Origin of the sequence: Subtercola endophyticus, assembly GCF_021044565.1 — a bacterium.
GTDB classification, from domain to species: Bacteria; Actinomycetota; Actinomycetes; order Actinomycetales; family Microbacteriaceae; genus Subtercola; species Subtercola endophyticus.
Genome location: NZ_CP087997.1, coordinates 3,462,614 through 3,488,795 on the forward strand (window position 1 = coordinate 3,462,614; position 26,182 = coordinate 3,488,795).

Consider the following 26,182-nt stretch of genomic DNA (forward strand, 5'->3'; position numbering starts at 1 on the left):
CACACCCTAGCTGTACTGCTCAGGGAGGTTGGTTAACCGGCTGATGGGTGGGTGGCTTCCGATGGCGGTGTGGGGTCTGTGGTGATTGTATTCATGGAGCCATGCGGGGAGGGCGTTTCGGCGCGCGGTTTCGGTGGGGTAGAACCGTTTGTAGGCCCACCCGTCGGCGAGGGTGCGGTGGAATCGTTCGATCTTCCCGTTCGTTTGGGGCCGGTACGGCCGGGTCTTTTTCGGTGTGATCCCGAGTTCCGCGCAGGTATCGCGCCAGAGATGCGACTTGTACGCTGACCCGTTGTCGGAGAGCACTCGTTGCACAGTGACGCCGCGGACGGCGAACCAGGACACCGCCCGCTGCAGCACGGCCACGGCGGTGGCGGCGGTTTCATCGGCGTGGATCTCGGCGTACGCGACCCGGGAGTGGTCATCGATCACGGTGTGCACGAACTCTTTCCCCGGCCGGGGTTCATAACGAGCATCTCTGACAATCCCGACGGTAGCGGCCCGGTTCCGGCGACCTTGCTGCCGGCCAACGTATCGGTGCCCGCCCCCGTCAGGAATGTTGCCGAACTTCGTGACATCGACGTGGATCAACGAGCCCGGAGTGTCATGTTCGTAGCGGCGGACGACCTCACCGGTGTGTTTATCGATGTAGCCGAGCCGGTTCAGCCGACACCGCACGAGAACGGCGTGCACTGTTGATGCTGGCATCCCGAGCTTCGCGCCGATCGCGACCGGGCCCAGGCGCTGCTTCCACCGCAGATGCCCAATTTTCCGCACGAGCTGCTGCCGGGTCCTGGTTGGGCTGTAGTGCGGACGAGAAGAACGATCCACGACACCCGCTGCGCCCATCGCCGCGTATCTGTCGGCCCAACGCTTCGCCGTAGGCCAGGAAACATTGAATTGCGCCGCGGCATGAGCGACGGGCCAGCCGTCATCGATTATCAGGCGCGCGATGCGGAGACGGTGACGTGGGGTGAGAGCTGCGTTAGCGTGAGACACGAGGGCCCTTTCAGGTCGGTAAGTGGTTGACTGAGCAACTCCACTTTCGCCCCGGGGGCCCTCACCCCATTCCAACAACTACAGCGAGTCGTCACACCGAATCAACCAACCTCCCTGAGCAGTACACCTAGCCGGGCATCCGCGACCCTGGCAGGTTTACGCGGAACGCTGGCGAGAATTCGCGGGGCTCGCCCCCGAGGTTCTTTCTATGCTGTTGAGATGGTTATCGTTCCCGACACAAAAAACTGGACCTGGGTTCTCGAGCGGGCCTGCCCCGAGTGCGGCTTCGACTCCTCGGCGACGGCGGCAATCGACGTGCCGCGTCTCACTCGCGAGAACGCAGCGGCCTGGCCGGCCGTGCTCAAGCGCGCCGACGTCGCGGTGCGGCCCGACGCCGAGACCTGGTCAGCCCTCGAATACGGGGCCCACGTGCGCGACGTGTTCCGCATCTTCGCGGGACGACTCGCTCTGATGCTCGCCGAAGACGACCCCGAGTTCGCCAACTGGGATCAGGATGCGACCGCCGTCGAAGAGCGCTACAACGAGCAAGACCCGGCTGTTGTCGCAGCCCAGCTCGTCGAGGCGGCCGAGTCGCTGGCCTCGGCGTTCGAGCGTGTGCCCGATGGTCAGTGGGGCCGCACCGGGCGCCGCAGCGACGGATCCGGTTTCACCGTCGACACCTTGGCGCGCTACTACATTCACGACCCCGTGCATCACCTCTTCGACGTGCACCGCTGACTCTGATCCGGTGCCCGGCGCCGGTCTGCGGCGCCGGTCTGCGCCGTCGAGCTACGGAATCGGGCGGGTGCGGCGGGCGACGACCCGCCCGATTCCGCAGCTCGACGGCTATTCTTCGAGTTGCTCCTGCAGAAAGTAAGTCGAGCGGGCGAAGGCGAGAGCTGCGGCGTTCTTGTCGAGCCGGTCGAGCAGGGTGGCGTTGGCGAAAAAGCTCGAGGTTCCAACGTAGGTGTGCCGGCTGACCGGCGTGCCCATCTCCTTCAGGCGGCTCACGAACGAATCCGCCGGATGCCCGACGCCCCACTCGCCGTTTTCGCTGTAGTTGAGCAGCACGGGGCAGGGCACGATGCCCGGCTCGTCGTCGCCGAGGCCGGCGCAGTAGGCGATGACCGCGTCGACCGAACCCGACTGCGCCAACCTCAGAGCGAGCCAGCCGCCCACCTCGAAACCGAGAAGCCCGACCTTCGTGCTCTGACTCTGGATGCTCGCGTCGGGTGCCCCGTCGAAGCCGTGCCCGCGCCCCAACTCGACGGCGTCTTCGAGAGCGGCCAGCGCGAAGCCGATGTCGATGCCGCCCCGCAACTCGTCGGCCCCCTCGGCCTCGATGGTGGCTAGACCGTTGAAGAGGTCGGGCACGACGACGTAGAAATCACGACTGGCCAGTGCCGTTGCGTACGACTCGAGGTAGGGCAAGCGCCCGAAGCTGTCGTGCACGACGACTACCGAAGGGTTTCCCGGTGTTCCGAAGGTCAGTGGCCAGCTCGGCGACGGAATGTCGATGAACTCAGGCACTCTCGCGCTCCGCGCCGTCGGCCCGGCGTTCGTCGACGATGGCGGCCAGTACGTTGCGCATCGATCGTCGCATGTACCGCATCCAGAGCGGGCCGATCAGCCGCCGAACGACGAACGTGCGCCCCGGCAGAGGGCGGTAGGCGTAGGCCCACGTGATGCGGGTGCGGCCGGTGGTGCCGGGCGCGTAGGTCCAGCGGGCCGTCGCGTCAGAGACGATGTGGCTCAGTAGACCCGTGAATTTGGTGACGTCGTAGTCGAAGTAGCCGGTCGAGGCTTCGCCGGGCGGCGTTGTCTCGTGGGCGCTGTGCGGGCGAACGTACCGCACGATCTCTTCGCGAAAGGTGCCCCCGTCTGAGAGACGCACCGTTCGCGAATCGCCGATGCGGTCGTACGTCTCGCCATGATTCTCCGCTGAGGTGACGGCGGGAAGCACCCCGGCGAATCCGGTGAAGAGCGTGCTGTCGTCGCGCGGCACCACCACGTCGAAGGCGAACCGTGGCTCAGAGAAGCTCACGCCCACGACGGTGAACAGAACCGGCTTCGGTTGCATAAGTGAGGCTCTCCGCGAGGGGTCGAATCAGTACATCCACTCTACGACGTACCGCTCGGCAGTGTGTTTTCGGGTTGCAGGGCGCCCTCGCGCCGCGGGCGCGTCGCCTAAACTAGAGGCGTCGACCCCGAGCAGCCGGCGAGCATTCTCGCCTTCGATGGTCGGCCAGTGAGGTTCAGCGTGTCTTCTGCGCGCATTCGTTTCTTCGGCTCGTACGCCGACATTCTGCGGGTCCCCGGTTCGGTGCAGTTCGTCGCGGCCGGCTGGCTCGGCCGCATTCTGCGCTCGACGTCGGGCATAGCCACGATTCTGCTGGTCGCGGGCCAGACCGGCAGCTTCGCCCTCGCGGGTGCCGTCGCCGGAACCATCGTGCTCGGCATCGCCGTCGGTGGCCCGCTGTGGTCGAGGGCGGTGGATGCCCGGGGCCAGCGTCTCATCGTGCCGTTCAGCCTGGCGGCTACCCTGGTCGCGGCCGCCGCGCTGGTGACGACCGTGCTGCTCGGCGCCCCCGTCGCGACCTGGTTCGTGTCGGCGTTCGCCCTCGGAGCGGTGTCGATCGACATGGGATCACTCGTTCGTGCACGCTGGCGCTACCTGCTGTCGGCCCCTGCCGAGCAGCACACCTCCCTCGCGCTCGAATCGGTGAGCGACGAACTCGTGTTCGTGGTCGGCCCGCCGGTGGTCACACTCGTCGCGGCGACGGCCGGTACCGTGGTGGGTTTCGCGGCCGGAGTGCTGGCGACGCTGGTGGGTGGCTTCTGGCTGTGGTCGCAGAAGAAGACCACGCCACCGGTGCGCGGGCGCCGCGTCACCGACGCCGTGGTCGGCGCCCAGTCCGCGAACAATGCGCCGTCTGCGGTCGGCGCCCTAGCCGCGATCGACCCCGCGGCCGCGATCGGCTCCTCGTCTGCGCAGGGTCGTCGCCGCTTGCGCCTGCCGTCTGGCGTTGCACCCCTGTTGCCCATCTACCTGGCGGTCGGGGTCGTCTTCGCGTCGATCGATGTCGGCGCCGTGGGGGTTTCGCGTGAGGCCGGGCAGACCTGGCTCGCAGGAGTCATTCTCGCTGTCTTCGCCGTCGGCAGCGTCGTGGCAGGCTTCGCGTTCGGTCCGCTCAGCGCCCACTGGGCACCGACCACGCGAGTGCTGGTCAGTACGGTGGCCTATGCCGTGGTGGTGCCGAGCCTGCTGTTCTTTCACACACCGGCCGTGGTCGCCAGTCTGATCTTCGTGGCCGGGCTGGTCACAACTCCGGTTCTCATCTCCGGCACGTCGCTCATCGCGTCACGAGTCGACGAGTCGCGGCTGACCGAAGCGCTCACCTGGCCGTCGATCGGTCTATCGCTCGGAGTCACCGTGGGCGGCGCCATCACCGGCATTGCCATCGACGGCGGCTCCGCGTTCAGTGCGTTCGTCGTGTCGGCGTGCGCTGCCGCCGCCGTCGGTCTCTTCGGGCTGGTGCATGCGGCGATCTGGCGCCGCCGAGCATCCGCCGTTGGGCTGGCTGCGGAGGCGTCAGATGATGTCGCTGCCGACGCAACGGCTCCCTGAGCGGGTCACACGTTGTCACCCCCGGTATCGTCGGCCGTCGTGCTCTGCTGCGAGAGGCCCGTTCCGTTCGATCGAGACCAGCTCCAGTCGGCCACGATGGGGATGTCTTCGCCATGCTCGCGCGTATATGCCCGTGCGCGCATACGGGCGTCTTGCATCTCTTGCCGCAGTTCGGCGGCCACCACGGCGAGGCCGGGCACGCGATCGATGACATCCATCACGAGGTGATACCTGTCGAGGTCGTTCAGCATCACCATGTCGAACGGCGTCGTGGTTGTGCCCTCCTCTTTGTAGCCGCTCACGTGCAGGTTGACATGCCCCGTGCGGCGGTACGTAAGCCGATGGATGAGCGACGGGTACCCGTGATAGGCGAAAACTACGGGCTTGTCGGTGGTGAAGATGGTGTCGAACTCCTTGTCGGCGAGACCGTGCGGATGCTCGCTGGCCGACTGCAGCCGCATGAGGTCGATCACGTTCACGACCCGCACCTTCAGCTGCGGGAGGTGCTCGCGTAACAGAGCGGCCGCGGCGAGTGTCTCGAGTGCGGGCACGTCTCCGGCGCAGGCGAGCACCACGTCGGGTTCTTCGCCGGCGACCTCTGTGCCCGCCCACGGCCAGATGCCGAGTCCGCGAGTGCAGTGCGCGACGGCCTCAGGCATCGTGAGCCAGTTCGGGGCCGGCTGCTTTCCGGCGACGACCACGTTGATGTAGTCGACCGAGCGCAGGCAGTGGTCGTACGTGCTGAGCAGGGTGTTCGCGTCGACCGGCAGGTAGACCCGCACGACGTCGGCCTTCTTGTTGACCATGTGGTCGATGAAGCCGGGGTCTTGGTGGCTGAAGCCGTTGTGGTCTTGCCGCCAGACGTGAGACGAGAGCAGGTAGTTCAACGAGGAGATGGAGCGGCGCCACGGAATGGTACGTGAGACCTTCAGCCACTTGGCGTGCTGGTTCGCCATCGAGTCGATGATGTGAATGAACGCCTCGTAACAGTTGAACAGGCCGTGCCGGCCGGTCAGCAGATACCCTTCGAGCCAGCCTTCGCACTGATGCTCCGAGAGCATCTCCATCACCCTGCCGGCGCGGGCGAGGTGCTCGTCGATCGGCCAGATGGCCGAGTTCCACTGCTTCTCGGTGCTCTTGTAGACCCCTTGCAACCGATTGGAGGCGGTTTCATCGGGGCCGAAGATACGAAAGTTGTCGGGGTTCTTCTCGATGACGTCGGCGAGCCAATCGCCCAGCACCTTCGTGGCCGAGTCGTCGGTGGCACCCGGGCTCGGCACGTCGACCCCGTAGTCGCGAAAGTCGGGTAGATCGAGTTCGCGCCGCAACAGGCCCCCGTTCGCGAAGGGAGTGGCGCTCATGCGCAGCTCACCGCGTGGTGCCAGGTCGGTGATGAAGTCGAAGGGTGCCCCGCTCTCGTCGAAGAGCTCTTCGGGCTTGTACTTCTTCAGCCAGTCTTCGAGAATGCGCGTGTGCGCTTCGGTGTCGCGGGCATTCGCCAGCGGAACCTGGTGCGCGCGCCAGGTGTTCTCGACGGGCAGGCCGTCGATCTCCTTCGGGCAGGTCCAGCCTTTCGGAGTGCGCAAGATGATCATGGGCCACCGAGCTGTGCCGGTGAGACTGCCGTCTGCGGCCTGGCGTTTGATCTCGGCGATCTCGTTGAGCACCTCGTCGAGCGTTTCAGCCATGCGCTGGTGCACGAGCAGGGGATCTTCGTCGTCGAAACCGCCGGAGACGATGTGCGGGTTGTGCCCGTAGCCCCGCATGAGGTCGAGCAGTTCGTCTTCGGGGATGCGCGCCAGAACAGTCGGGTTGGCGATCTTGTAGCCGTTCAGATGCAGAATCGGCAGTACGACGCCGTCTTGAGCGGCGTCGAGAAACTTGTTCGAGTGCCAGCTCGTCGCCAGCGGGCCGGTCTCGGCCTCGCCGTCGCCGATGACGCACGCCACCAACAGGTTCGGGTTGTCGAAGGCAGCGCCGTAGGCGTGGCTGAGCGAGTATCCGAGCTCACCGCCCTCGTGAATCGAGCCCGGCGTCTCGGGCGAGTCGTGGCTGGGAATGCCGCCGGGAAACGAGAACTGCCGAAAGAGCCGCCGCATGCCCTCTTCGTTTTTGCCGATGGGGGAGTAGACCTCGGAGTACGTGCCGTCGAGGTAAGCGTTCGCCACCATGCCAGGACCACCATGCCCCGGGCCGGTGACGTAGAGCGTAGCCTGTTCGCGCTGCTGAATGATGCGGTTGAGGTGCGCGTAGACGAAGTTCAGGCCCGGCGTGGTGCCCCAGTGCCCGAGCAAGCGAGGCTTGATGTCGTCGCGACTCAGGGGCTCTTTCAGCAGCGGATTGTCGAGCAGGTAGATCTGCCCGATAGAGAGGTAGTTGGCTGCGCGCCACCAGGCGTTGACCCTCTGCAGTTCTTCGCCTTCGAGTCGTTCTGGGGCCCGAACGGGCCACGGCTGCGACGCTCCGTGTGACGTCTGAGCCTCGATGCCGTCAAAGGTCGTCGAGACCTCGGCTGTGTCTGTCATGACTGAACCCTCCTGTGTGCGGGCAGTGCCCACTCGGCATGGTCTATCTGCCTCAGCCTAGGCATGCCGCCTGGTAGAGGCCAGAGGCGCAATGGTGTCGAGCAGGCCAACACCGCTTGAACACACGAATGAGGCTCGGTGCGCGTCGAGGGCGATTGAAGAGAACATCGAACATATGTACTGGGTATCTGCTTGGGTGAAGTAACCTTTGAGTATGGCTGAACATTCGGGCCCGTTGCCTGGTGTGGACTATCCAGGAACATTTCCTGAATTCCAGGAGTGGTTCTCGACCGAGCGGGGTTGTTTTGATTTCCTCGCTGGTTTGCGGTGGCCGGGTGGGTTCGTGTGCCCGAAGTGCGATGCGACTAAGTTTTGGCGCACGGGCGACGGGTTGTGGATGTGTCGGGTCTGTCAGCGGCGCACGTCGGTGACGGCGGGCACGCTCTTTGATCGCACTCGTACGCCGTTGCAGACCTGGTTCGCTGCGGCGTGGTTCATCACGGCGCAGAAGAACGGGGTCTCGGCTCTCGGGTTGCAGCGGGTGTTGGGGTTGAAGTCGTATGAGACGGCGTGGGCGTGGATGCATAAGTTCCGGCGTGCGATGGTGATCCCGGGCCGTGATGTACTCACGGGCACGGTCGAGGTCGATGAGACCTTCGTCGGCGGCATCAGCCGCGGCAACGCGGGCCGTTCCTCGTCCAAGCTCGGTGTGATGGTTGCCGCGGAAATGCTCGGCCCCAGAAAACTCGGCCGAATCCGGTTGGAGCCGACACTGAAAGAACCGCTCGCGCTCGTCACGTTCGCCACGCGTACCGTCGAGCCGGGGTCGAGGATCAAAACGGACGGCGCGAGAGAGTTACGCCGGCTGTCGGGGCTGGGCTATCAGCATGATTACTACACGCAGCTCGGTGGTACGAAACCTGCGCATGTTGACCTGCCCGGGGTGCATATCGTTGCGTCGTTGTTGAAGCGTTGGTTGCAGGGAACACTGCAATATGGGGCATCCTCTGATCACCTCGCGTACTACCTGGACGAGTTCACATTCCGCTTCAACCGGCGTTCCGCGAAAAACAGGGGCCTGCTGTTCTACCGGCTGATGAGCCAGGCGGTGAACACCGAACCCCACCCGCTGCCCAGCCTCGTTAGCGATCAACCCCTCTGGGAGTGAATCGAGCGATGCACTCGCTACATTCGGCGGTGCCCATTCATGACGCGAAGTACAACCCTGGCCAACGTCCACGCTGCAACAGGGATTGCAATGGCAAAAGGAAGCCCGAAGGTGATCGCAGCTTGGATATCACTCTTCATGGCAGAGTCCGGTAGAAAGTGCACAACAACTGAGAAGATCAATACGGGCGTGAAGACCCACCAGAATGCCGATCGCGACCGATGGAGAATTCGATACCAGCGATCTCGTCCAGCCGCCCTTGACACCGCCGACTTTTTTGCATCCTCAATCGCAGAAGATCGCCAAGCATTCATTGCTTCATCATAGTTGAGTGATTATCATTACGTTTGCTTCACCTAAGCAGATACCCAGTACATATGTTCGAAACTCGCTAGAGTCGGAGTATGAATCTCGCGTATCAAATGTCGTTGTTCGACGAACCCGGCGCCGCGCCAGAACTGCAACCTCTCGGCGGCACGGTCGAACGGGTCGAGCTCGGTGAAGGAGCGTGGCTCGACGTGCGGCCCGGCTGGGTGACCAACTCCGACGAACTGTTCGAGCGCCTCGCGTTGCAGGTGCCGTGGAAGGCAGATGCGCGGCCGATGTACGACAAGGTGGTTGCTGTGCCGCGACTGGTTTCGTGGTTCGGCCCGCGCGACTCGTTTCCTGACGGTCTGCTCGATCGTGCGCAAGACGATCTCAACGACCACTATGGTCGCCCGAAAGACCAGGTCTTCGAAACCGCGGGGCTGTGTTTCTACCGCACGGGAGACGACAGCGTCGCCTGGCACGGCGACCGGGTCGGCAGACTGATCGACCGCGACACCATGGTGGCGATCGTCTCGGTGGGAGCCGAGCGAACTCTCTCGCTTCGGCCGAAGGGCGGGGGTGAGGTGCGCCGGTTCGTGGTGAGCCACGGTGACCTGGTGGTGATGGGCGGCAGCTGCCAGCGCACGCACGAGCACGCGATTCTGAAGACCAAGCAGGCGGTGGGTCCGCGCATCAGCATTCAGTTCCGGCCGCACTGGAAGCGCCTCGGCGCGTAGTCGTCGGCAAGGGCGTGGCGTTGCGTGCGCATGTGCGGCGGCGAGCACGCGCCGTCGCGAGTCATTGCCGTGCGTTTCAGCGGAGATATCGACCCCGTCGGCGCCACATAGCCTCACCAGGTCGAATTCTCCTACGTTTTGCGCCTGCACCACGGCGCCGAGGTGCCGGCGCGGGTAGTGCCGACGCAGGCTCCGACCACGCGGGTAGCGCCCCCGCAGGCCGTGCCCACGCGCGCTCCGCCGACGCAGACGGTGCCGCTTGAGGCCGTGCCGCCCGGGACCGTGCCGCGTCGGGCCGAGCCGCATCAGGCCGCCGCCCGCAGCTCGGCCGGACGCAGCACTCGTACGCCGCGCGAATGGCACAACAGCTGCGCCCGGAGCGGAATGCCGCGCCGTTCGCAGTGCTCGGCGAAGGCGGCCGCCCAGCGGGCGTCTGTGGGGGTGGGTGAACCGCGGCCCTGCCGCTCCCACACCGTGACGAGCTGGCTGCCGCCGCGGTCGAAGAGCATTCCGGCTGCGAATGCGGCGAGATTGTCGACCTCGAGCTCGGTGGGCTCTGGCCTCAGGTCGTCACACGGAATCGCGACGGGCAGCTGGCGTTCGTCGGAGTCGAGGAGCAGGAGCCATACCTGGCTGCGGCACGCCGGCCCCATGCACGAGAGCACCCGTTTTTCGAGGAGGCGGTCGGTGGTGAGCGGTTCGCTGAGCGGATCTTCGGTGGTGGTGAGAGTTGTCATGCGTCGATGTTCGGCCACGGGCATCCGCTCGCCGGCCGTTGGGCCGCCGATTGTGGAGAACTCGCCGTGATCGACGGTTGTGTACAACGACGACTACCGTGTGCGACCGGTCAGAGCGGCTTGCGCATCTCCATCTCACGCTGATGCGGGTTCAGAATGTAGGGAAACAGTCGCCCGGTCGCCACGTAACCGCGTCGTTCGTACGCGGCGATCGCTCGCGCGTTCTGGCTGTGCACGTGCAGAGTCAATGTGCTGGAATGCCCGCGCGCCCACTCTTCGATGCCCTGCATCAAGGCGTCGGTGACCCCGCGCTCTGTTCCGCGGTAGTCGGGCGAGACGTAGACGCCCACGAGCATCGGGCCCGCTGTGCGATCGATGTACCCGCCCATGGTGCCTACCCAACGGTCACCGGCAGCAGTGTCGATGGCGGCGAGATTCGCGCCGGTTCCTGTGGTTCCGCGGCCGCCGCGCTCGCGCCAGTACTGCTCGCCCTGCAGCTTTGCAGATTCGAGGGTGTCACCGAATGCGATCGGAGTGTCGGCCAGCATCTCGAGGCGCAGCGCGCGTACATCGACCCAGTCTTCGGCCGTCGTGGGGCGAACGATGATGTCAGCGAGACGCACGTCTTGAGCCTACGCGTACGAGACAAAGTGAACCGCGAGGGTGCGAGACAATTGAGTGGTGAGCATTTCGATCGAGCGGGCAGAGTGGTACGATGCTGACGGCGAGAGGCTGCGGCAGGCTCAGCGTGACGAGCTCGACAACCGGTATGGCGCCGATACCGAACCGGGAACGAAGCCATCGGCCGACGACATCGAAGTCTTTCTGATCGCCCGCACCGAAGACGGTGCCGCCGTCGGTTGCGGTGCCCTGCGACTGCTTGCTCAAGGTGCAGCCGAGATCAAACGGATGTTCGTGGTGCCGGCCGCGCGCGGCACCGGAGTCTCGACGCGCATTCTGGCCGCCCTCGAGGCCGAAGCGGTGGCGCGAGGCATCGCGGTGCTGCGCTTAGAGACCGGGCCGGCCCAGCCCGACGCGGTGCGGTTCTATGAGCGCGAGCAGTATGTGCCCATTCCTTGTTTCGGCTACTACGCGGACTCGCCGCAGTCGCTCTGCTACGAGCGCCGTCTCGAGCAGGCGAGCTAGGCAGGCGAGCTAGGCGGGCATCCGCTAGCGCACAAAGGTCTCGCGCGCTAATGTGAACAGCGTACACATGAGGAACGGTCGACGTTGTCGGTGGTCTGAGGTAACGTCTGCCGCAACCAGAAGTTCATGTTCGCGGCGGAATAATGCCGCGCATCCCGCGCTTTGACCCAGCACGGGCTATCCCTCCCCTTCATCGCTTGCATCGACAGGAGCCACGTTGGCCGACGACACACTCCCCGACACCCGGGCTGCACACGAGATTCGCATCGCGAGCGAAGCGCCGACCGAGGTCTTCGTCGACGAAACCCCGGCGGCCTCTTCAACATCGACTGCGGCCGGTCTCGATGCGCAGAACAAGCTCGATGCGCGCAACAAGCTGGTCATCGGCATTCTGCTGGTGAGCACGTTCGTCGTCATTCTCAACGAGACGATCATGAGCGTGGCTCTGCCCAAACTCATGTCGAGTCTCGACATTCCCGCCGAGCAGGCGCAGTGGGTGACGACCGCGTTCATGCTCACGATGGCCGTCGTGATTCCCATCACCGGCTTTCTCTTGCAGCGCTTCAATACCAAGCCGGTCTATGTCGCGGCGATGACCCTGTTCAGCATCGGCACCTTGCTCGCCGCCAGCGCACCCGGCTTCGAAATGCTCATTGTGGGCCGGGTGGTTCAGGCGTGCGGCACGGCCATCATGATGCCTCTGCTGATGACGACCGTCATGACGCTGGTTCCGCCGTCGTCGCGAGGCCGCACCATGGGTAATATCTCGATCGTCATCTCGGTGGCGCCGGCAATCGGCCCGACCATCTCCGGCCTGATTCTGAGCGTGCTCGACTGGCGCTGGATGTTCTGGCTCGTTCTGCCCATCGCCCTCGCGGCGCTTGTACTTGGTGCGCTTCGCATTCCGAACGTGACGACGCCGCGCAAGGCGCCCTTCGATGTGCTTTCGGTCATCCTGTCGGCCTTCGGTTTCGGCGGTCTGGTGTACGGGCTCACCACCATTGGCGGGGGCAGTGCGGTGGGGTGGATGCCCGGCTGGGCCCCGCTCGCCATCGGGCTCGTGGCGCTCGCCCTGTTCGTGCTGCGCCAGCTGCAGTTGCAGCGTAGCGACCGCGCTCTGCTCGACCTGCGCACGTTCACGTCGAAGAACTTCACGCTGTCGATCATCATGTTCGCAATCAGCATGATGGCGCTGTTCGGCACCCTCATTCTGCTGCCGCTGTACCTACAGAACGTGCTCGGCCTCAGCACCCTGTCGACCGGCTTGCTGCTGTTGCCCGGTGGGCTTGTGATGGGGGCGTTGGCGCCGCTGGTGGGCCGCATCTACGACAAACGCGGGCCGAGCATCCTGCTCATCCCCGGCGCTTTCGTGGTGAGTGCGGTGTTGTGGTGCCTCACCATGGTGACCCCGACCACTCCGGTGTGGATGGTGCTGGTCGCCCACGTGGTGCTCAGCGTCGGCCTCGCGCTGCTGTTCACTCCGCTCTTCACCGCCAGTCTCGGCTCGCTGAAGCCGGCGCTGTACTCGCACGGCTCTGCCGTGGTCGGAACGGTGCAACAGGTGGCGGGCGCCGCGGGCACGGCGTTGTTCGTGACGATCATGACCACGCGGGCGACGACGCTCGTGGTGTCGGGCGATTCGCCGGTCGTGGCGCAGACCGACGGAATCGCAGCGGCGTTTCTCGTAGGGGCGATCATCTCGGTTGCCGCGATCGTCGTGGCGTTCTTCGTGCGCAAGCCGGCCGATGTAGAAGGCGGCGTGCCGGTCGGGCACTAACACGTCGCCAAGCATCAACACGTCGCCAAGCATCGACGCGTCGTCGGGCGCGGTCACGCGGTGTCACGCGATCATGCCATCGGGCTGTCGCCGAGCCCTAGATGCTCGCCAGCGCGTCGCGGTCTGGGCGGAAGGTCACGAAGCTGCGCAGGGTGCTGATCGGGTCGTCGGTCGCTGCCGCGGCCCGCATGATGAGGCCTGCCTCGTCGTCGTCGAGTTGTTCGCTGAGCACCGGCCCGGCCACCTGTTCGCCCGAATCGGTGAGCACGGTGAGAATCACGAGGCGTAGGCCTGTCTCGTGCACGGCTCGAGAGAGGTAACCGATGAGGGTTCCTGACCCGAGTCTCGTGCCGACGACGTCAGCGGCTTCGGGTCGCTCGGTTTCGCTGAGCAGCACGGCGCCGGCGCTGGGCCGACCCGGTGGCGCAGCGATGTCGATGGCCTCGCCTCGCCGATTACTGAACTCGAAGACCCGTGTCTCGCTGCGGTAATTCACTCTGATCGATTGCATGCCTTACCCCTCCTAAAAGTACCCCCCGAATGGGAGACACGAGAAGAAGCGATTCATTACGCGAAAGCGCAAGAAAACTTCAGAGGGCTCACGTCGAAGGGCGCGCGCAGGCGACCAGAACACGCGCCAATTCGTCGGGAATCGACAGCGCAGACAGGTGTCCGCCGTCGACAACGACCGGCTCGATGCCAAGCCGATCTCGACTTTGCCGTTGCATGAAGGGCAGCGGAAAGAGCCGGTCGTATCGACCCGCGATGACCCGTACATCCACCGCAGGCCAGGCCGCGGCCTTCCACGCAGAGGCGAAGATGTTCTCGCTTTGCACGGGCTCCGCACGCGCAAACGCCTCCGCGGTGACCTCGGCGGGCACATCGTGAAAGAAGATCTCCCGCGCGTCGAATTCGGCGTCGATCGGCCGCCCCTCGCTCGCAGCGTACTCGGCGGTCGCTTCTCCCTGGTCGGTAGCTGCCCACCACGCACCCGCCGTCTCGCCGGGCGCGGGAATCATCGCGGCGACGAAGATGAGCAGCCGAACATCCACTCGCTCGCAGACCAGCACGCCGGTGAAGCCGCCGAGCGACTGGCACACCACGACGAGGTCGTCGTCGAGCGGATGCCCGGCGGCGCTGCCCAGCGAACGATGCTCCTCGACCGCCCGAACCACCGCATCCGCGTAGTCATCGAATGTTGCGTCATCGTCGGCCGCGGGAAGGTCGGGCGTGACGACGCCGAAACCCGCCTGCCGAAGAAGCGGCGCGACTCGGTGCCAGTACCAGGCCTCACCTCCCGCGCCGGGGATCAGCGCGAAAGTGGTCATGCCCGGGCGGCGTCGCTAGGCGAAGATGCGGAAGTTCGCCGAGATGCGGTTGACGGGCATGTAAAGCGCGAGCAGCGGAACCAGAATGCGCAGCGTGTACGTCATCACCAAGATCTGGCCGAAATCGGCGATGGCGAACAGCCCGATGGCGATGAGGCCGAAGAACAGGGCGCGAACGGCGGTACGAGCCCAATCGATGAGGAGCATCGAGAACCCGACGGAGAGCAGCACCAGCCCGGTATCGACGACGAAGGCGCCGGCCTGGGGGTCTGTCACGAGGTGCGCGATGCTGAACAGCACGATGGCGACGGCCCACATGAGCACGAACGTGAGACCGGCGAGTGGCTTCGGCAGCGGCTTACCCGGAGCCTTGTCGATGATGTTGGTTACCACGCGTGTTGCTCCTCTGGTCTCGCACCTGTGCCGCTACGGCCGTGTTCGCTCTGCACAACGACGAATGCACTGTGCACGAACACAACCAGCCTAGAGCCTGGTGGCGCGCGTGGCATACGCCCGGGCATCCTGCAACCCCCGAAGTCTCTTTCCCGGTCGCAACTACGCTGAATGGATGACCGGCTCCTCTGCCACGAAAGCCGCCGATACGGCCCGAAACAGCACCGCTCTGCGGCTTCTCGCTCGGCTCGGATACGCCGTGAACGGCCTGCTTCACGTGCTCATCGGCATCATCGCCATCTCGATCGCCGTCTCGTCGGGAGGCGGCGCGAACGGGTCGGCCGGCTCGTCGGGTACATCGGGCGGCACCGAGGCCGATCAGTCGGGGGCGCTGTCGCAGCTCGCGTCGAACCCCGCCGGCGTCGTGTTGCTCTGGGTGATCGTCGTCGGGCTGTTCGCGCTCGGCCTGTGGCAGATCGTGCAGGGCTTTCTCGTTCGCCAGAGCGACGCGAAGAAACGCTGGGGCAAGCGCGCCTCAGAATTCGGCAAGGCCGTAGCCTATCTCGCGATCGGTGTCACAGCGCTGACCTTCGCGCTGGGCGGCAGCAAGAGTTCTTCGAGCAGCAGTCAGAGCGCGAGCGCTCAGCTCATTGCGACGCCGGGCGGGGTGATTCTGCTGGTGGTGATCGGTCTCGTGGTGTTCGGAATCGGCGTGTTCTTCGTGGTGCGGGGAGCGACGAAGAAGTTCACTAAAGACCTCACTGTTCCCGCCGGCGCGACCGGTCGCGCTGTGGTCGGTCTCGGAGTGGGCGGATACATTGCCAAGGGCGTCGCGCTGGCGGTCGTCGGCGTGCTGTTCGTCGTCGCCGCTTTCACGCTCGATCCGTCGAAGGCGAGCGGAATGGATGGCGCTCTGATGGCACTCGCGGCGCTGCCGTTCGGCATGGTCATCCTGATTGTGGTGGGCGCGGGCCTCATCGCGTATGGGCTCTATCTGGGTGCCCGGGCGCGGTGGGGTGACCTCGAAGCGAGCTGATCGGCGACTGTAATGGTCGGCGGGCGTGCTGGTCGGCGCCCGCGCTGGTGGCCGGCGGTGCTGGTCGGCGGCCGCGCTTGTTCGCCCCTGCTGATTCGTGGCGTGCGGTAGCGTTCATTCCAGCGAAGGGAAGGGTGTGCCGTGCGCATTCTGATTGTGGGAGCGGGCGCCGTCGGCGGCTTCTTCGGCGCAAAACTCGTCGACGCCGGGCGTGATGTCACGTTTCTGGTGCGCGAGTCGCGCGCTCAGCAGCTCGCCCGCGACGGGTTGCGCATCCGCCCGTTCGAGGGCGACGAGTCGACTCTCGAGGTTCGCACGATCACTGCTTCGCAGCTCGCCGGCGGCCCGGCCGAAGGCGCTGGGCGTGACAGCTTCGACGTGATTCTGCTTTCGGTCAAGGCGTACGCCCTCGAGCAGGCTCTCGACGACATCGCCCCCGCCGTGAGCGACTCGACCGTCATTCTGCCGGTGCTGAACGGAATGCGGCATCTCGACATGCTGCGCGATCGGTTCGGTGCCGCGCGCGTCTGCGGCGGGCTCTGCCTCGTGGCGACTCAGCTCGACTCCGATGGTGCTGTTCGTCAGGTCGGCCCGGGTGCGTCCCTGTCGTATGGAGAGTTCGACGGGTCGCGAAGCGACCGGATGCTCGCGGTAGATGCCGCGTTCGCCGACGCGGGTTTTCGCGCCACTCTGTCGAGCACCATCGAGCACGACATGTGGGAGAAGTGGATGCTGCTGGCCGCCGGCGGCGCGCTGACCACGTTGTTGCGGGGAACCGTGGGCGAGATCGTGGCGGCGCCGGGCGGAGTGGCCGCTGCCACGTCGATCGTCGAAGAGACCTTCGCTGTGGCGTCGGCCGCGGGGTTCGCGCCGCGCGAGGCGGCCCGGCGGCGCACGCTGGCGACGCTCACCGAGGCTGGCTCGTCGTTCGCGACCTCGATGTTCCGCGATCTTCGTCAGGGCCGCGATGTCGAGGCCGACCAGATCGTCGGCGACCTGGTCGCGCGGGGGCAGGCGCGGGGTGCGGCGGTGCCGATACTCGAGCTCGCATACGCGGGTCTCGTCGTGTATCGCGAGTCCCGTCATGTCGGCTGACCGCCCCCGCGGGCGCATCGGCCGGGTGCGAAACGCTCGACGGCGACCGCGCGGCCTCGGTCTCAACCTGTTCGCGGTGCCGCTCGGCCTGGCCGGCCTCGGCGGAGCCTGGACCGCCGGCGCAACGCTGCTGGGTGCACCGACGTGGCCCTCCGAGCTGCTGTTCGCGGTCGCGGGCGTGATCTGGGTCGTCTTCTCGGTCACGTACATCGTCGAAGGTTCGGTGCGCTACGGGGCCTTTCGGGCCGATCTCACGCACCCAGGCATCGGGCCCTTCGCCTCGTACATACCGGTCGTGGGCATCGTTCTGGCGACGCACTACGGGCAATACGTTCCGGCCGCGGCGCCCTGGATCATGGGCGTGCTCGTCGCGGCTTTGGGCACCGTAGCCGCTCAGCTCTTCGCGCACTGGATCGTCGGTGACCTGCACATCGACTCGCTGCATCCGGGTTACTTCTTGCCCGTGGTGGCCGGCGCGTTCATCGCGAGCATCGGCCTGAGCAGCGTCGGGGCGCACGAGGCCGCGGTCGCGGCCTTCGGAGTCGGCGTCTTCTTCTGGCTGGTCGTCGGCACCGTAGTGACCGGGCGCTTGATGACACGAAGTCAGCTGCCGGATGCGGTCAAGCCGACCCTGGCCGTACTGCTGGCCCCACCGGCGACCGGCGGAATCGCCTGGTTCGCGGCATCCGGTGGCGTGTCAGGGCCCATCGAGTTCGCTTTCGCCGGGGTGGTGGTGATGATGCTTCTCGTGCAGATCGTGCTGCTGCCGGAGTACCGCAAGATCGCCTTCAGCCTGGCCTTCTGGGCCTTCACCTTTCCGGCGGCGTCGGCAGCGAACTTCTCCGTGCGCTGGTTTGCAGCCTCACCTTTCGCGGGCTGGCAGGCCGTGGCGTGGGTTGTGCTGGGGGTGGCGAGCGCCATCATCCTGGCGATTGCCGCCCGGTCGATCGTTTTCGTCGTGGCCGCGCGTCGGGCCAGGCGGTCGGGTCTAGCTACAATGACGTGACGCGCTACCCGAGCGCAGAATGGGGTGCCCTGTGGAACCGATCTCCGCCTCTATCTTCAGCATCATCTTTTTCATCATCTTCATCGTGACCATCGTTTCAATCGTGCGAAACCCGAATCATGGCGCGTTCGGCAAGTTCATCTGGTTTCTGGTCGCCTTCTTCCTCAGCGTGCTCGGCTCGATTCTCTGGCTCGTCTTCGGTCGCGGTCGCGTGCGCCGCTGACGCTCACGTTTACGCTGAAAGAGCGGAGAATTCGAGCGGGTACCGCCGTATAGCGCTTGCCGTATCGGAATCTCCGCTGTTCTGCGACGACCGCCGCCGGGAGCGAACGTCAGGGGTGTTGCTGCGCGGCGCGACGGGCGAGCATCCGGGGCGCCAGCCAGACGAGGGCGATCGTGCCGACGACGGCGCGCACCGCGGCGAACGCCAGCACCCACCAGCCCACGGGGCGGCCGCTCGCCAGAAGCGCGACAGCGATGAGCGCCAGCGCGACATCGGCCGCGTACGGCACTTTCAGCCAGAACAGCAGGCGTTTGGCGGGGTCCATGCGTCTATCTTCGCTCCGGATGCCCGGGTCGGGGCCTTGCGTCGGCCGATGCACAGCGATTTCGTACTAGCATCCGCAGAAGAAACTTCCGCAACAGCGTCTCGCAGCCTGCCGGGCAGACGACACTTCGCAAAGGACTGCGCATGAGCGACAACTCACAGATCAACCCCGCACAGATCAACCCCGCACAGATCAACCCCGCACAGATCAACCCCGCACAGCCCAACCCGTTCGAGCCCAACCGCGGCGCGGCGGCCGTCGGCTGGTATCCCGATGGCGCAACGCCCGGCGTGCTTCGCTGGTGGAATGGCGTTTCGTGGACGGAGCACACGCAAAGTGTTGTCGCCGCTTCGCCGTACCCCGCAGCCGTATACCCGCCCTCCGCTGGGTACCAGACGGCGCAGACGCCCCAGGTCGCCCCCGGAACGTCGCCCTACACGCCGTTCATCTGGGCGATCGCGCTGCTGCCGGTGTTGTCGTTGATCGGTTTCGCCGCCTGGGATCCTTCGGGATTCGTCGACTCGATCGTCGCGCAGTCTGCTCGTAGTGCGACCACAGGTTCGCGTCTCGGAGCCAACGCGGCGATTTACGCGAATCTCGGGCCCGGCTATGGCATCACGGTTGCCATCAGCTGGCTGTCGTACGCGGCAACCGTCATTCTTGCGTACTTCGATTTCCGTCGGCTTGGCCGGCGCGGCTATGCACGGCGCTTTCACTGGGCGTGGAGCTTTCTCGGGCCGATTGTCTATCTCATCGGCCGCTCGGTGGTCGTCCGCTCACAGGTCGGCCGCGGCCTGGCCATTCTCTGGATCTACATCGGGATCGAAGTGCTCAGCGTGGCGATTTTCACCACGCGTTTGATCATTGCGTTCGTGGCGGCCGCGCCTCTGATGCAGCGCTGACGCCGCGAGCCGGAGCGCTGACGCCGCGAGCCGGAGCCCCACCGGTGTGCGGCCCCCGCGCCGCATGAGGCGGGTGCCCGCTCAGCCCCAGAAGCCCTCGTGCGCCACGCGAGCCTCGGCCGAGATCGCGGGGCCGACGACGGTGATCGGGCGCTGCCCCGCGTTCAATACGATGCGGCTGTCGATCGACATGGTGGGGTTTTCGGGGTTGTCGCCCGTGAGTTCGTGCAGCTCGGCTTCCGACATGGCGAAGACGACCCGGCCGATTCCCGACCAGTAGATGGCGCCGGAGCACATGGCGCAGGGTTCGCAGCTCGTGTACAGCGAGTAATCGCCGAGGCGCTCCGCTCCGATCTCGCGCCAGGCGAGGCGCACCAGGTTCGTCTCGGCGTGGCCGGTGCAGTCGTTCTCGGTGTTGACCGTGTTCTCGGCCGACAGAACGACGACGCCGTCGGGGTCTGTAAGCACCGCGCCGAAGGGGTGGTTGCCGGCTTCGACGGCACTTTTCGAGACCGCAATGGCCTCGCGAAGCAGAGCCAGGTCGGCCTCGGTCGGGGCGGGCGAGGCGTGCGCGTCGGGTGAGGGCGTCGGGTTCTGCTGTGAGGTCATGAACGACAGCGTAGGGCCACGCCCCGGGCATCCGTGACCCGCCGACACGGAATCGGTAGCATGAGGGTGTGTCAGAGACCAGCACCCCGGTTGCGGCCGCCGTGAGTTCGGCGACCACCGCGAAGCCTGCCTCACTGCCGCTGGCGAAGCGCCCGTTCGACATCGTCTTCGTGGTGTTCTTCTCGATCTTCTTCGTGACCTGCCTGATCAGCGACGCGATTCCGACGCTCGGCATCGCTCAGACACCGGATGCTCCGCTCATCTTCGCGCAGTGGAACTACGCCTACTCCTCGGCCAACGACCCGCTGTTTCTGCACCCGCCGTTCTGGATGCGCATCGTGACAGGCCTGTCGGCTTTCGTGTACATGCCATTCTACGTGCTGCTCGTGCTGGCGTTCATTCGTCGCTGGAACTGGATCCAGCTGCCCGCCGTGATCTACGCGACCATGATCGCAGCCCTCACCGGCATCGTGGTGTTCGGCGTCGAATTCTTCGGCGAACCCGAGTGGCGCACGCCGCATCCGGGAGTTTTTCTGCTCTACAACGGCGCGTATGTGCTGATTCCGTTACTGTTGCTCATTCGCATGCGCAAGCCTCTGCCGTTCACCAGAAAGTTCTGACTATGAAGGCGCTGCCTCCCCGTTGGTTGCGCATTCTGCTGCCGCTCGTCGTCGTCGGAATCTGGATCTTCATCTCGTCGCAGGGCGGACCGACCTTCGGCACGATCAGCGAGGTCACGAACAACGACCAGAGTTCGTATCTGCCGGCCAGTGCGGAGTCGACGAAGGTGCAGTCGTTGCAGACGCAGTTCTTCGGCTCTGACACCGTGCCCGCGATCGTGCTCTACACAAGCGAGGCGACCATCACGCCGGCAGAACAGGCCTCGGTCGCGAGCGATTTGTCGGCGATCGGCGAGATCGCGGGCATCCAGAGCGTTTCGCCGGCGGTACCGTCGACCGACGGGCACGCGCTTCAAGCATTCGTCGCAGTCGACTCGAGTGCCGACGGATCGACCGTGGTCGCCGATATGCGGTCGGTGCTGTCGAACGACCCGATCGCCGGGCTGACGTCGTACGTGACCGGTCCGGCTGCGCTGGGCGCGGACTTCGGGGCCGGGTTCGCCGGAATCGACGGCATCCTGCTGCTCGTTGCGCTCGCCGCCGTGTTCGTGATTCTGCTGATCGTCTACCGTTCGCTGCTGCTGCCGGTCATCGTGCTGCTCACCAGTGCGTTCGCTCTGACGGGCAGCATTCTGCTGGTGTACGCGGTCGCGAAAGCCGGCTGGGTGACGGTGACCGGGCAGAGCCGGGGCATTCTGGCGATTCTGGCGATCGGAGCCGCTACCGATTACTCGCTGCTCATCGTGTCGCGCTATCGAGAGGCGCTGCGGTTCGAACCCAGCGCCTGGCGGGCCATGACGATCGCGCTGCGGCGCGCTGCCGAGCCGGTAGCGGCGTCGGCTGCGACCGTGATTCTCGCGGTGCTCTGCCTGCTCTTCTCCGACCTCAACTCGAACAAGGGGCTCGGGCCCGTGGCGGCCATCGCCATCGCGTTCTCATTCTTGGCGGCGATGACGGCGCTGCCTGCCATGCTGCTGCTCGCGGGTCGGGCGGCGTTCTGGCCGTTCATGCCGAAGGCGATCGTTGCCGCGCCCGGCGACGGGTTGCCGTCGGCGTCGGCGGCTCCGGATGCCCGGGGGGCCGCTGCTCTGGGCACCCTCGATGGCGCTGCCGGTGCCGTCTCGCCCGCGAGCGTTGCGCCGCCCACCCCGGCCGTACCCGCCGCCGCGCCGCGCATCGCTGGACTCTGGGGTGCCGTCGGCCGCCTCATCGCCCGCCGCCCCCGCGTCACCTGGATCGTCACGGCCGTGCTCCTCGGCGTCTTCAGCCTCGGTCTGCTGCAGCTCAGCGCGAGCGGCGTGCCGCAGACCGACCTGCTGCTCTCGCAGTCTCAATCGGTCGATGGGCAGAAGGCGCTCGCCCAGCACTTCGACGCGGGCAGCGGGAGCCCCGTGGTCGTGGTCACTCCGCAGTCGCAGGCGGATGCGACGCTCGCCGCGGTTTCGGCCATGGCGGGGCTCACCAACGCGTTCGTGTACAGCGGGTCACAGGGTGGGGGCGCGACGAGTGCCGCATCCGGTGCCCCCACCGCGCCGCCGGTCGTGGTCGACGGCCAGGTTCTCATCGAGGCCACCCTCACCGACGCACCCGACTCCGACGCGGCGCAGAACGTGGTGGTCGACCTGCGCAACACTCTCGCGACGGCATCGCCGGGTTCACTCGTGGGCGGCCAGACCGCCCTGAGCCTCGACACCAATACGACCGCTCAGCGCGACCTGGCCACGATCATCCCGATCGTCTTGCTGGTGATTCTCGTGATTCTGATGCTCTTGCTGCGGGCGATCGTCGCGCCGCTGCTGCTGATCGCAACCGTCGTGCTCTCTTACTCGGCCACGCTCGGCATCTCGGCGGTCGTCTTCAACCACGTGTTCGATTTCGCTGGCGCCGACCCGTCGGTTCCGCTGTTCGGGTTCGTCTTCCTAGTGGCCCTCGGCGTCGACTACAACATCTTTCTCATGACGCGAGTGCGCGAGGAATCGATGCTGCACGGCACCCGCCCGGGCATCCTGCGCGGCCTCGCCGCCACTGGAGGCGTGATCACCTCGGCCGGTATCGTGCTGGCGGCGACGTTCGCAGCGCTCGGGGTTGTGCCGATTCTGTTTCTCGTGCAGATCGCGTTCATCGTGGCGTTCGGCGTGCTGCTCGACACGTTCATCGTGCGCTCGCTGCTCGTTCCGGCGCTCGCCTACGACATCGGCGCCCGCATCTGGTGGCCGTCGAAGCTCGCGCGCACCTCGGGTTCGCATCACGTGAAGCCCCACGCCCAGCAGCCGCCCGCGAGGTGACTCGGCAGCCACCGCGTTATATACTGCTCTATATAGGGGAAGGTGATTGAGGAATGACCGTGACATCCATAGACATCAACCCCGCCGAGCTCAAGGTCGCCCGAGAACTCGTCGGAGCCGCCAGCAATAAAGAGACAGTCGACATCGCACTGAAGACGCTTATTGCGATCCGGAGGCAGCCCGCCGTCGTGAACCGAATTATTACGCGCACCTTTACAGACGACGAGCTCGACAGCGCTGCGAACGTGCCAAGCGGTTTATCGAGCCCCGCGGCTTGAGTACGTATCTCGTCGACAACAGCATCTGGATGAAGGCGGGTCGCAGCCGAAACATAGCCACGCGGCTGGTGGAGCTGTCGCCACGTCACCTCATTATCACCTGCCCGCCGCAGGTACTCGAGTACTGTCACTCTGCGCGGAGCCCGGCCGAATATCTCGAGTTGCGTGCCGATATGGATGAACTGCTGACCGCTTTTGTTCACCCCGACGCGACTGCCGCGCTGGATATTCAGCAGTCATTGTGGATGACCGGGCGCCCGCGAGCCGCGGCTGCCTTCGACTGTCTGATCGCGGCATACGCCGTGGTCAACGATGCCGTCGTATTGAACAGCGATCGTGATTTCGGGCACATAGCGGATGCCCTGGGTGGGCGTCTTCGCCAGGAGTACATTGCCGAGTAGCCGCGCCGCGTTCGTCAGCTGGCTGATACCTGAAACGGAGGAGATTTCGACAGGGTGCCGGGCAATAGCCCTCACCCCATCGAAAACTCCTACGAAATCACGCCAGCCGCGCGGCTAGGCCCAGCGCACCACGTCGGAGTGGTCGAGACGCGGCAGGCGGTCGCGAAAAGCGCCCTCGCCGGGGTGACCGATGTTCACGACGAGAATGGTGCGCCACGGGCTGTCGCCGAAGAACTCGGTGTCGATGGCGTCTTTGTTGTAGCCGAGCATCGGCCCGGCGGCGAGGCCGAGGGCGCGCACCGCGAGAATGAAGTAGCCGGCTTGCAGCGCCGAGTTGAACTGCGCCGAGTTCGTGCGCGCTTCTTCGTTGGCCTCGAACATGTCGGTCATCGGCGCGGCCATCGCCTCGGGCAGAACGTTCGGCAGTTGCGTGTGAAAGCGCGAGTCGAGAGCAAGCACGGCCACGGCGGGTGCCGCAGCGGTCTTGGCCTTGTTGCCCTCGTTCATGTGGTCAACGAGCCTGGCGCGACCCTCGGGGCTGTTCACGTAGAGAACACGCAGCGGCTGAAAGTTCGCCGAGGTGGGGGCCCAGCGCGCGAGCTCCCAGATCTCGGCCAATTCGGTCTCGGTGACGGGTGTCTCGGCGAACGCATGCGCGGTGTGCGCCTCGGTGAACAGGGCTGCGCGTGCGGCAGCGTCGAGCGGGGTCAGCGCGCCCGTTCGGTCGAATTCGGGGGCTTCTGCGAGGTCGGTCACGTTTACTCCTTAGAAGTGTGTCACTAGTAAAAACAAAGTAACTACACACAACCTAGCACCTGGCCTGTGCGACTTGGTACACTCGAAGAATGAACATCCGTTCGGCAGCATTCGAGCGCATCGACGCGCCGGTCACGCTGGCCGCGGCGCCCACGGCGGCTTCTTCGGCGGCGCCCTCGCACGAGCCCCGCGCCTGTGACGGCGCCCTCGTGCGGGCGTTCGGTTTTCTCGGCAAGCGCTGGAACGGCGTCATTCTGGGCACGCTCGCCGGCGGACCCATGAGCTTCAGCCAGCTGCGCCGCGGTGTCAACGGCATCAGCGATTCCGTGCTCTCTGAGCGTCTCAGCGAACTCGCGGGCGCGGGCCTCATCTCCCGGGCAGTGGATGCCGGACCCCCCGTCACCGTGTCATACCGTCTTGCCGCTTCGGGCGAGGCGCTGCTGCCGGCAATGAAGGCGCTCACCATGTGGGCCCGCGAGAACATTCCGGCCGACGAGCAAGTGGATGCACGGGCATCCACTCACCCGAAGGCAACCGAGCGAGCCGTTCAGTAGCTCGGTGCGCGTAGGCGCGACTCGCTCGGCCGGCGCGACTCACCGGCCGGCGCGACTCTCTCGGCCAGTGCGACTCACTCGGCCAGTGCGAATCCGCTGGTCCATGACGTCGCGCCGCCTGCGGCGAGGGTGAGCTGCAGAAAGCCGAGCGCCTCGAGCTCGTGCGCCCGCTTGAGCGACCCCGCGTCGACCGACTTGAGTCCGGCGTCAGAAACGATGCCCGCCAAGAGCGCCTTCGAGTTTGCGTCGTCACCGGCGATCAGCACGGTGGTTCGCTCGCCGCCGACCGACTTGGTGCTGAGGGTGCTGGCGAAATTCGTATTGAACGCCTTGAGAACGTGCGAAGCGGGGACGAGTGCGGCGATCTCGGCAGCGGCCGAACCGCCGACGGGAACGACCAGCGCGTCGAACGTCTCGAAATCGAGCGGGTTGGTGAGGTCGACCACGGTCTTTCCGTCGAGCTGGCCCGCGTAGGTCGAGAGTACGTCGCCGACGGCGCCGTACGGCAGTGCCAGAATCACGATCTCGCCCGTGATGGCGTCCCCGATGGTGCCGGCGACGGCTCCGTCGACCACGGCAGCGGCCGCTGCGTCGCGAGTCAGAATCTGCACGGCGTGGCCTCCGGCGAGGGAGAGAGCCGCGATCGCGCTGCCCATGTTGCCTGCTCCGATGATGGTGATGTTCGTCATGATGTGCTCCAGGTGTGCGGACGCCGGCAGTCGCCGGTAGCTTCCGGCTTCGGTTGAGGCATCCAATTTAGTTGTTGATACAACTAACGTACTTTCGAACAGTTGTTGCGTCAAGTAAATGGCGTAGAATGCTGGAATGGCAGATGGAGCGACAGACCGCACGGGCGACGGCGGAGTGCGTTGGCTGACGCCCGAGCAGCAGCGCGCGTGGAAGAAGTTCATCTCGGTCGTCGAACTGCTGCCCGGCGTGCTCGACACGCAGCTGCAACACGACGCAGATCTGACGCACTTCGAGTACTTCACCCTCGCGATGCTCTCGGAGGCGCCGAATCGCACCTTACGCATGACCGCGCTCGCCTCGCTCACGAACGCGACACTGCCCCGGCTCTCGCACGTCGCTACCCGACTGGAGAAGCGCGGATACCTCGAGCGCTCGCCGTGCCCCGAAGATCGCCGGGCGACGAACGCGTTTCTCACAGATGCGGGTTTCGAGAAAGTTCGCACAACCGCCCCCGGGCACGTCTCGACGGTTCTGGCCAATGTCATCGACCCGCTCACCCCCGAAGACATCAGTGATTTCGACCGAATCATGAGTCGGATGCTCGCAAAATTAGACCCGGACGACCGGTTTCAGGCGAAAAACGAATAAAGCCGAT

30 protein-coding genes are annotated in these 26,182 nt (G+C 65.6%); 17 read left to right on the top strand and 13 right to left on the bottom strand.

Annotated elements, in window-relative coordinates:
* Positions 1–6 precede the first annotated feature (6 nt).
* Entirely contained in the window at positions 7–999 is a 993-nt protein-coding gene (locus LQ955_RS16100) for an IS481 family transposase (RefSeq protein ID WP_231028032.1), read from the bottom strand.
* A gap of 219 nt (positions 1,000–1,218) precedes the next feature.
* Here LQ955_RS16100 and LQ955_RS16105 point away from each other — a divergent pair, with 219 nt between their 5' ends.
* On the top strand, positions 1,219–1,737 hold the full coding sequence (locus LQ955_RS16105; protein ID WP_231025496.1) for a DinB family protein: 519 nt from the start codon (positions 1,219–1,221) through the stop codon (positions 1,735–1,737).
* 108 nt (positions 1,738–1,845) lie between these two features.
* Here LQ955_RS16105 and LQ955_RS16110 read toward each other — a convergent pair whose 3' ends face one another.
* Together LQ955_RS16110 and LQ955_RS16115 are read right to left on the bottom strand one after the other, a co-directional pair.
* A complete protein-coding gene (locus LQ955_RS16110) occupies positions 1,846–2,529 on the bottom strand; it encodes a dienelactone hydrolase family protein (protein ID WP_231025497.1) in 684 nt (227 codons plus the stop codon).
* Positions 2,522–3,079 carry an SRPBCC family protein gene (locus tag LQ955_RS16115; RefSeq protein WP_231025498.1) on the bottom strand — a complete coding sequence of 186 codons (558 nt, stop codon included), beginning with the start codon at positions 3,077–3,079 and terminating at the stop codon, positions 2,522–2,524. Before LQ955_RS16115 ends, LQ955_RS16110 begins: the two co-directional genes overlap by 8 nt.
* A 180-nt stretch (positions 3,080–3,259) precedes the next feature.
* On the opposite strand from LQ955_RS16115, the gene LQ955_RS16120 reads away from it, so the two are divergent.
* Positions 3,260–4,627 carry an MFS transporter gene (locus LQ955_RS16120; protein ID WP_231025499.1) on the top strand — a complete coding sequence of 456 codons (1,368 nt, stop codon included), beginning with the start codon at positions 3,260–3,262 and terminating at the stop codon, positions 4,625–4,627.
* 5 nt (positions 4,628–4,632) lie between these two features.
* Here the strand turns inward: LQ955_RS16120 and LQ955_RS16125 are convergent, their stop codons facing one another.
* Entirely contained in the window at positions 4,633–7,152 is a 2,520-nt protein-coding gene (locus tag LQ955_RS16125; protein ID WP_231025500.1) for a phosphoketolase family protein, read from the bottom strand.
* A 214-nt stretch (positions 7,153–7,366) separates the two neighbouring features.
* Here LQ955_RS16125 and LQ955_RS16130 point away from each other — a divergent pair, with 214 nt between their 5' ends.
* Positions 7,367–8,320 (top strand): IS1595 family transposase, encoded by a 954-nt coding sequence (locus LQ955_RS16130; protein WP_231025501.1) that lies wholly within the window; start codon positions 7,367–7,369, stop codon positions 8,318–8,320.
* Between the two features lie 404 nt (positions 8,321–8,724).
* Entirely contained in the window at positions 8,725–9,366 is a 642-nt protein-coding gene (locus tag LQ955_RS16135; protein ID WP_231025502.1) for an alpha-ketoglutarate-dependent dioxygenase AlkB, read from the top strand.
* A 305-nt stretch (positions 9,367–9,671) separates the two neighbouring features.
* On the opposite strand, the gene LQ955_RS16140 is transcribed toward LQ955_RS16135, so the two are convergent.
* Both LQ955_RS16140 and LQ955_RS16145 read right to left on the bottom strand, forming a co-directional pair.
* Entirely contained in the window at positions 9,672–10,103 is a 432-nt protein-coding gene (locus LQ955_RS16140; RefSeq protein ID WP_231025503.1) for a hypothetical protein, read from the bottom strand.
* Positions 10,104–10,213: 110 nt separating this feature from the next.
* The gene (locus tag LQ955_RS16145; RefSeq protein WP_231025504.1) at positions 10,214–10,726 is read right to left on the bottom strand and encodes a GNAT family N-acetyltransferase; all 513 of its coding nucleotides are present in this window, start codon (positions 10,724–10,726) and stop codon (positions 10,214–10,216) included.
* Positions 10,727–10,784: 58 nt separating this feature from the next.
* On the opposite strand from LQ955_RS16145, the gene LQ955_RS16150 reads away from it, so the two are divergent.
* Both LQ955_RS16150 and LQ955_RS16155 read left to right on the top strand, forming a co-directional pair.
* Complete coding sequence (locus LQ955_RS16150) at positions 10,785–11,249, top strand: GNAT family N-acetyltransferase (RefSeq protein ID WP_231025505.1); 465 nt, start codon at positions 10,785–10,787, stop codon at positions 11,247–11,249.
* A gap of 265 nt (positions 11,250–11,514) precedes the next feature.
* Positions 11,515–13,026: an MDR family MFS transporter gene (locus tag LQ955_RS16155; RefSeq protein WP_390623495.1), complete on the top strand. Its 1,512-nt coding sequence runs from the start codon at positions 11,515–11,517 to the stop codon at positions 13,024–13,026.
* 97 nt (positions 13,027–13,123) lie between these two features.
* Here the strand turns inward: LQ955_RS16155 and LQ955_RS16160 are convergent, their stop codons facing one another.
* From LQ955_RS16160 to LQ955_RS16170, 3 genes are all read right to left on the bottom strand, one after another.
* Positions 13,124–13,537 (bottom strand): hypothetical protein, encoded by a 414-nt coding sequence (locus tag LQ955_RS16160; RefSeq protein ID WP_231025506.1) that lies wholly within the window; start codon positions 13,535–13,537, stop codon positions 13,124–13,126.
* An 88-nt stretch (positions 13,538–13,625) separates the two neighbouring features.
* The gene (locus LQ955_RS16165; protein ID WP_231025507.1) at positions 13,626–14,354 is read right to left on the bottom strand and encodes an alpha/beta hydrolase; all 729 of its coding nucleotides are present in this window, start codon (positions 14,352–14,354) and stop codon (positions 13,626–13,628) included.
* A 15-nt stretch (positions 14,355–14,369) separates the two neighbouring features.
* Positions 14,370–14,747, bottom strand: a complete 378-nt coding sequence (locus tag LQ955_RS16170) for a hypothetical protein (RefSeq protein ID WP_231025508.1) — start codon at positions 14,745–14,747, stop codon at positions 14,370–14,372.
* 175 nt (positions 14,748–14,922) lie between these two features.
* Between LQ955_RS16170 and LQ955_RS16175 the strand changes: the two genes are divergently transcribed.
* From LQ955_RS16175 to LQ955_RS16190, 4 genes are all read left to right on the top strand, one after another.
* Complete coding sequence (locus LQ955_RS16175) at positions 14,923–15,783, top strand: DUF1206 domain-containing protein (RefSeq protein WP_231025509.1); 861 nt, start codon at positions 14,923–14,925, stop codon at positions 15,781–15,783.
* Positions 15,784–15,924: 141 nt separating this feature from the next.
* Positions 15,925–16,878, top strand: a complete 954-nt coding sequence (locus LQ955_RS16180) for a ketopantoate reductase family protein (protein ID WP_231025510.1) — start codon at positions 15,925–15,927, stop codon at positions 16,876–16,878.
* Entirely contained in the window at positions 16,868–17,884 is a 1,017-nt protein-coding gene (locus LQ955_RS16185; protein WP_231025511.1) for an SLAC1 family transporter, read from the top strand. Before LQ955_RS16180 ends, LQ955_RS16185 begins: the two co-directional genes overlap by 11 nt.
* A 31-nt stretch (positions 17,885–17,915) precedes the next feature.
* Positions 17,916–18,107, top strand: a complete 192-nt coding sequence (locus LQ955_RS16190) for a PLDc N-terminal domain-containing protein (RefSeq protein ID WP_231025512.1) — start codon at positions 17,916–17,918, stop codon at positions 18,105–18,107.
* Positions 18,108–18,216: 109 nt separating this feature from the next.
* On the opposite strand, the gene LQ955_RS16195 is transcribed toward LQ955_RS16190, so the two are convergent.
* Positions 18,217–18,432, bottom strand: a complete 216-nt coding sequence (locus LQ955_RS16195; protein ID WP_231025513.1) for a hypothetical protein — start codon at positions 18,430–18,432, stop codon at positions 18,217–18,219.
* 143 nt (positions 18,433–18,575) lie between these two features.
* Between LQ955_RS16195 and LQ955_RS16200 the strand changes: the two genes are divergently transcribed.
* Positions 18,576–19,334 (top strand): DUF2510 domain-containing protein, encoded by a 759-nt coding sequence (locus LQ955_RS16200; RefSeq protein ID WP_231025514.1) that lies wholly within the window; start codon positions 18,576–18,578, stop codon positions 19,332–19,334.
* A gap of 81 nt (positions 19,335–19,415) precedes the next feature.
* Here LQ955_RS16200 and LQ955_RS16205 read toward each other — a convergent pair whose 3' ends face one another.
* Complete coding sequence (locus tag LQ955_RS16205) at positions 19,416–19,943, bottom strand: nucleoside deaminase (protein ID WP_231025515.1); 528 nt, start codon at positions 19,941–19,943, stop codon at positions 19,416–19,418.
* Positions 19,944–20,011: 68 nt separating this feature from the next.
* On the opposite strand from LQ955_RS16205, the gene LQ955_RS16210 reads away from it, so the two are divergent.
* Genes LQ955_RS16210 through LQ955_RS16225 form a run of 4 tightly spaced genes read left to right on the top strand, consistent with a single transcriptional unit; the run spans position 20,012 to position 23,527 of the window.
* The gene (locus LQ955_RS16210) at positions 20,012–20,563 is read left to right on the top strand and encodes an EXPERA domain-containing protein (RefSeq protein ID WP_231025516.1); all 552 of its coding nucleotides are present in this window, start codon (positions 20,012–20,014) and stop codon (positions 20,561–20,563) included.
* 2 nt (positions 20,564–20,565) lie between these two features.
* The gene (locus LQ955_RS16215) at positions 20,566–22,848 is read left to right on the top strand and encodes an MMPL family transporter (protein WP_231025517.1); all 2,283 of its coding nucleotides are present in this window, start codon (positions 20,566–20,568) and stop codon (positions 22,846–22,848) included.
* A 53-nt stretch (positions 22,849–22,901) separates the two neighbouring features.
* A complete protein-coding gene (locus tag LQ955_RS16220) occupies positions 22,902–23,126 on the top strand; it encodes a type II toxin-antitoxin system VapB family antitoxin (protein WP_231025518.1) in 225 nt (74 codons plus the stop codon).
* Complete coding sequence (locus tag LQ955_RS16225; protein WP_231025519.1) at positions 23,123–23,527, top strand: PIN domain-containing protein; 405 nt, start codon at positions 23,123–23,125, stop codon at positions 23,525–23,527. The genes LQ955_RS16220 and LQ955_RS16225 overlap by 4 nt, the downstream gene beginning before the upstream one ends.
* Positions 23,528–23,641: 114 nt before the next feature.
* Here LQ955_RS16225 and LQ955_RS16230 read toward each other — a convergent pair whose 3' ends face one another.
* Entirely contained in the window at positions 23,642–24,283 is a 642-nt protein-coding gene (locus LQ955_RS16230) for a malonic semialdehyde reductase (RefSeq protein ID WP_231025520.1), read from the bottom strand.
* A gap of 89 nt (positions 24,284–24,372) precedes the next feature.
* On the opposite strand from LQ955_RS16230, the gene LQ955_RS16235 reads away from it, so the two are divergent.
* A complete protein-coding gene (locus tag LQ955_RS16235) occupies positions 24,373–24,837 on the top strand; it encodes a winged helix-turn-helix transcriptional regulator (protein ID WP_231025521.1) in 465 nt (154 codons plus the stop codon).
* 74 nt (positions 24,838–24,911) lie between these two features.
* On the opposite strand, the gene LQ955_RS16240 is transcribed toward LQ955_RS16235, so the two are convergent.
* Positions 24,912–25,526, bottom strand: a complete 615-nt coding sequence (locus tag LQ955_RS16240; protein ID WP_231025522.1) for an NADPH-dependent F420 reductase — start codon at positions 25,524–25,526, stop codon at positions 24,912–24,914.
* 136 nt (positions 25,527–25,662) lie between these two features.
* Here LQ955_RS16240 and LQ955_RS16245 point away from each other — a divergent pair, with 136 nt between their 5' ends.
* The gene (locus LQ955_RS16245; RefSeq protein ID WP_231025523.1) at positions 25,663–26,175 is read left to right on the top strand and encodes a MarR family winged helix-turn-helix transcriptional regulator; all 513 of its coding nucleotides are present in this window, start codon (positions 25,663–25,665) and stop codon (positions 26,173–26,175) included.
* Positions 26,176–26,182: the final 7 nt, after the last annotated feature.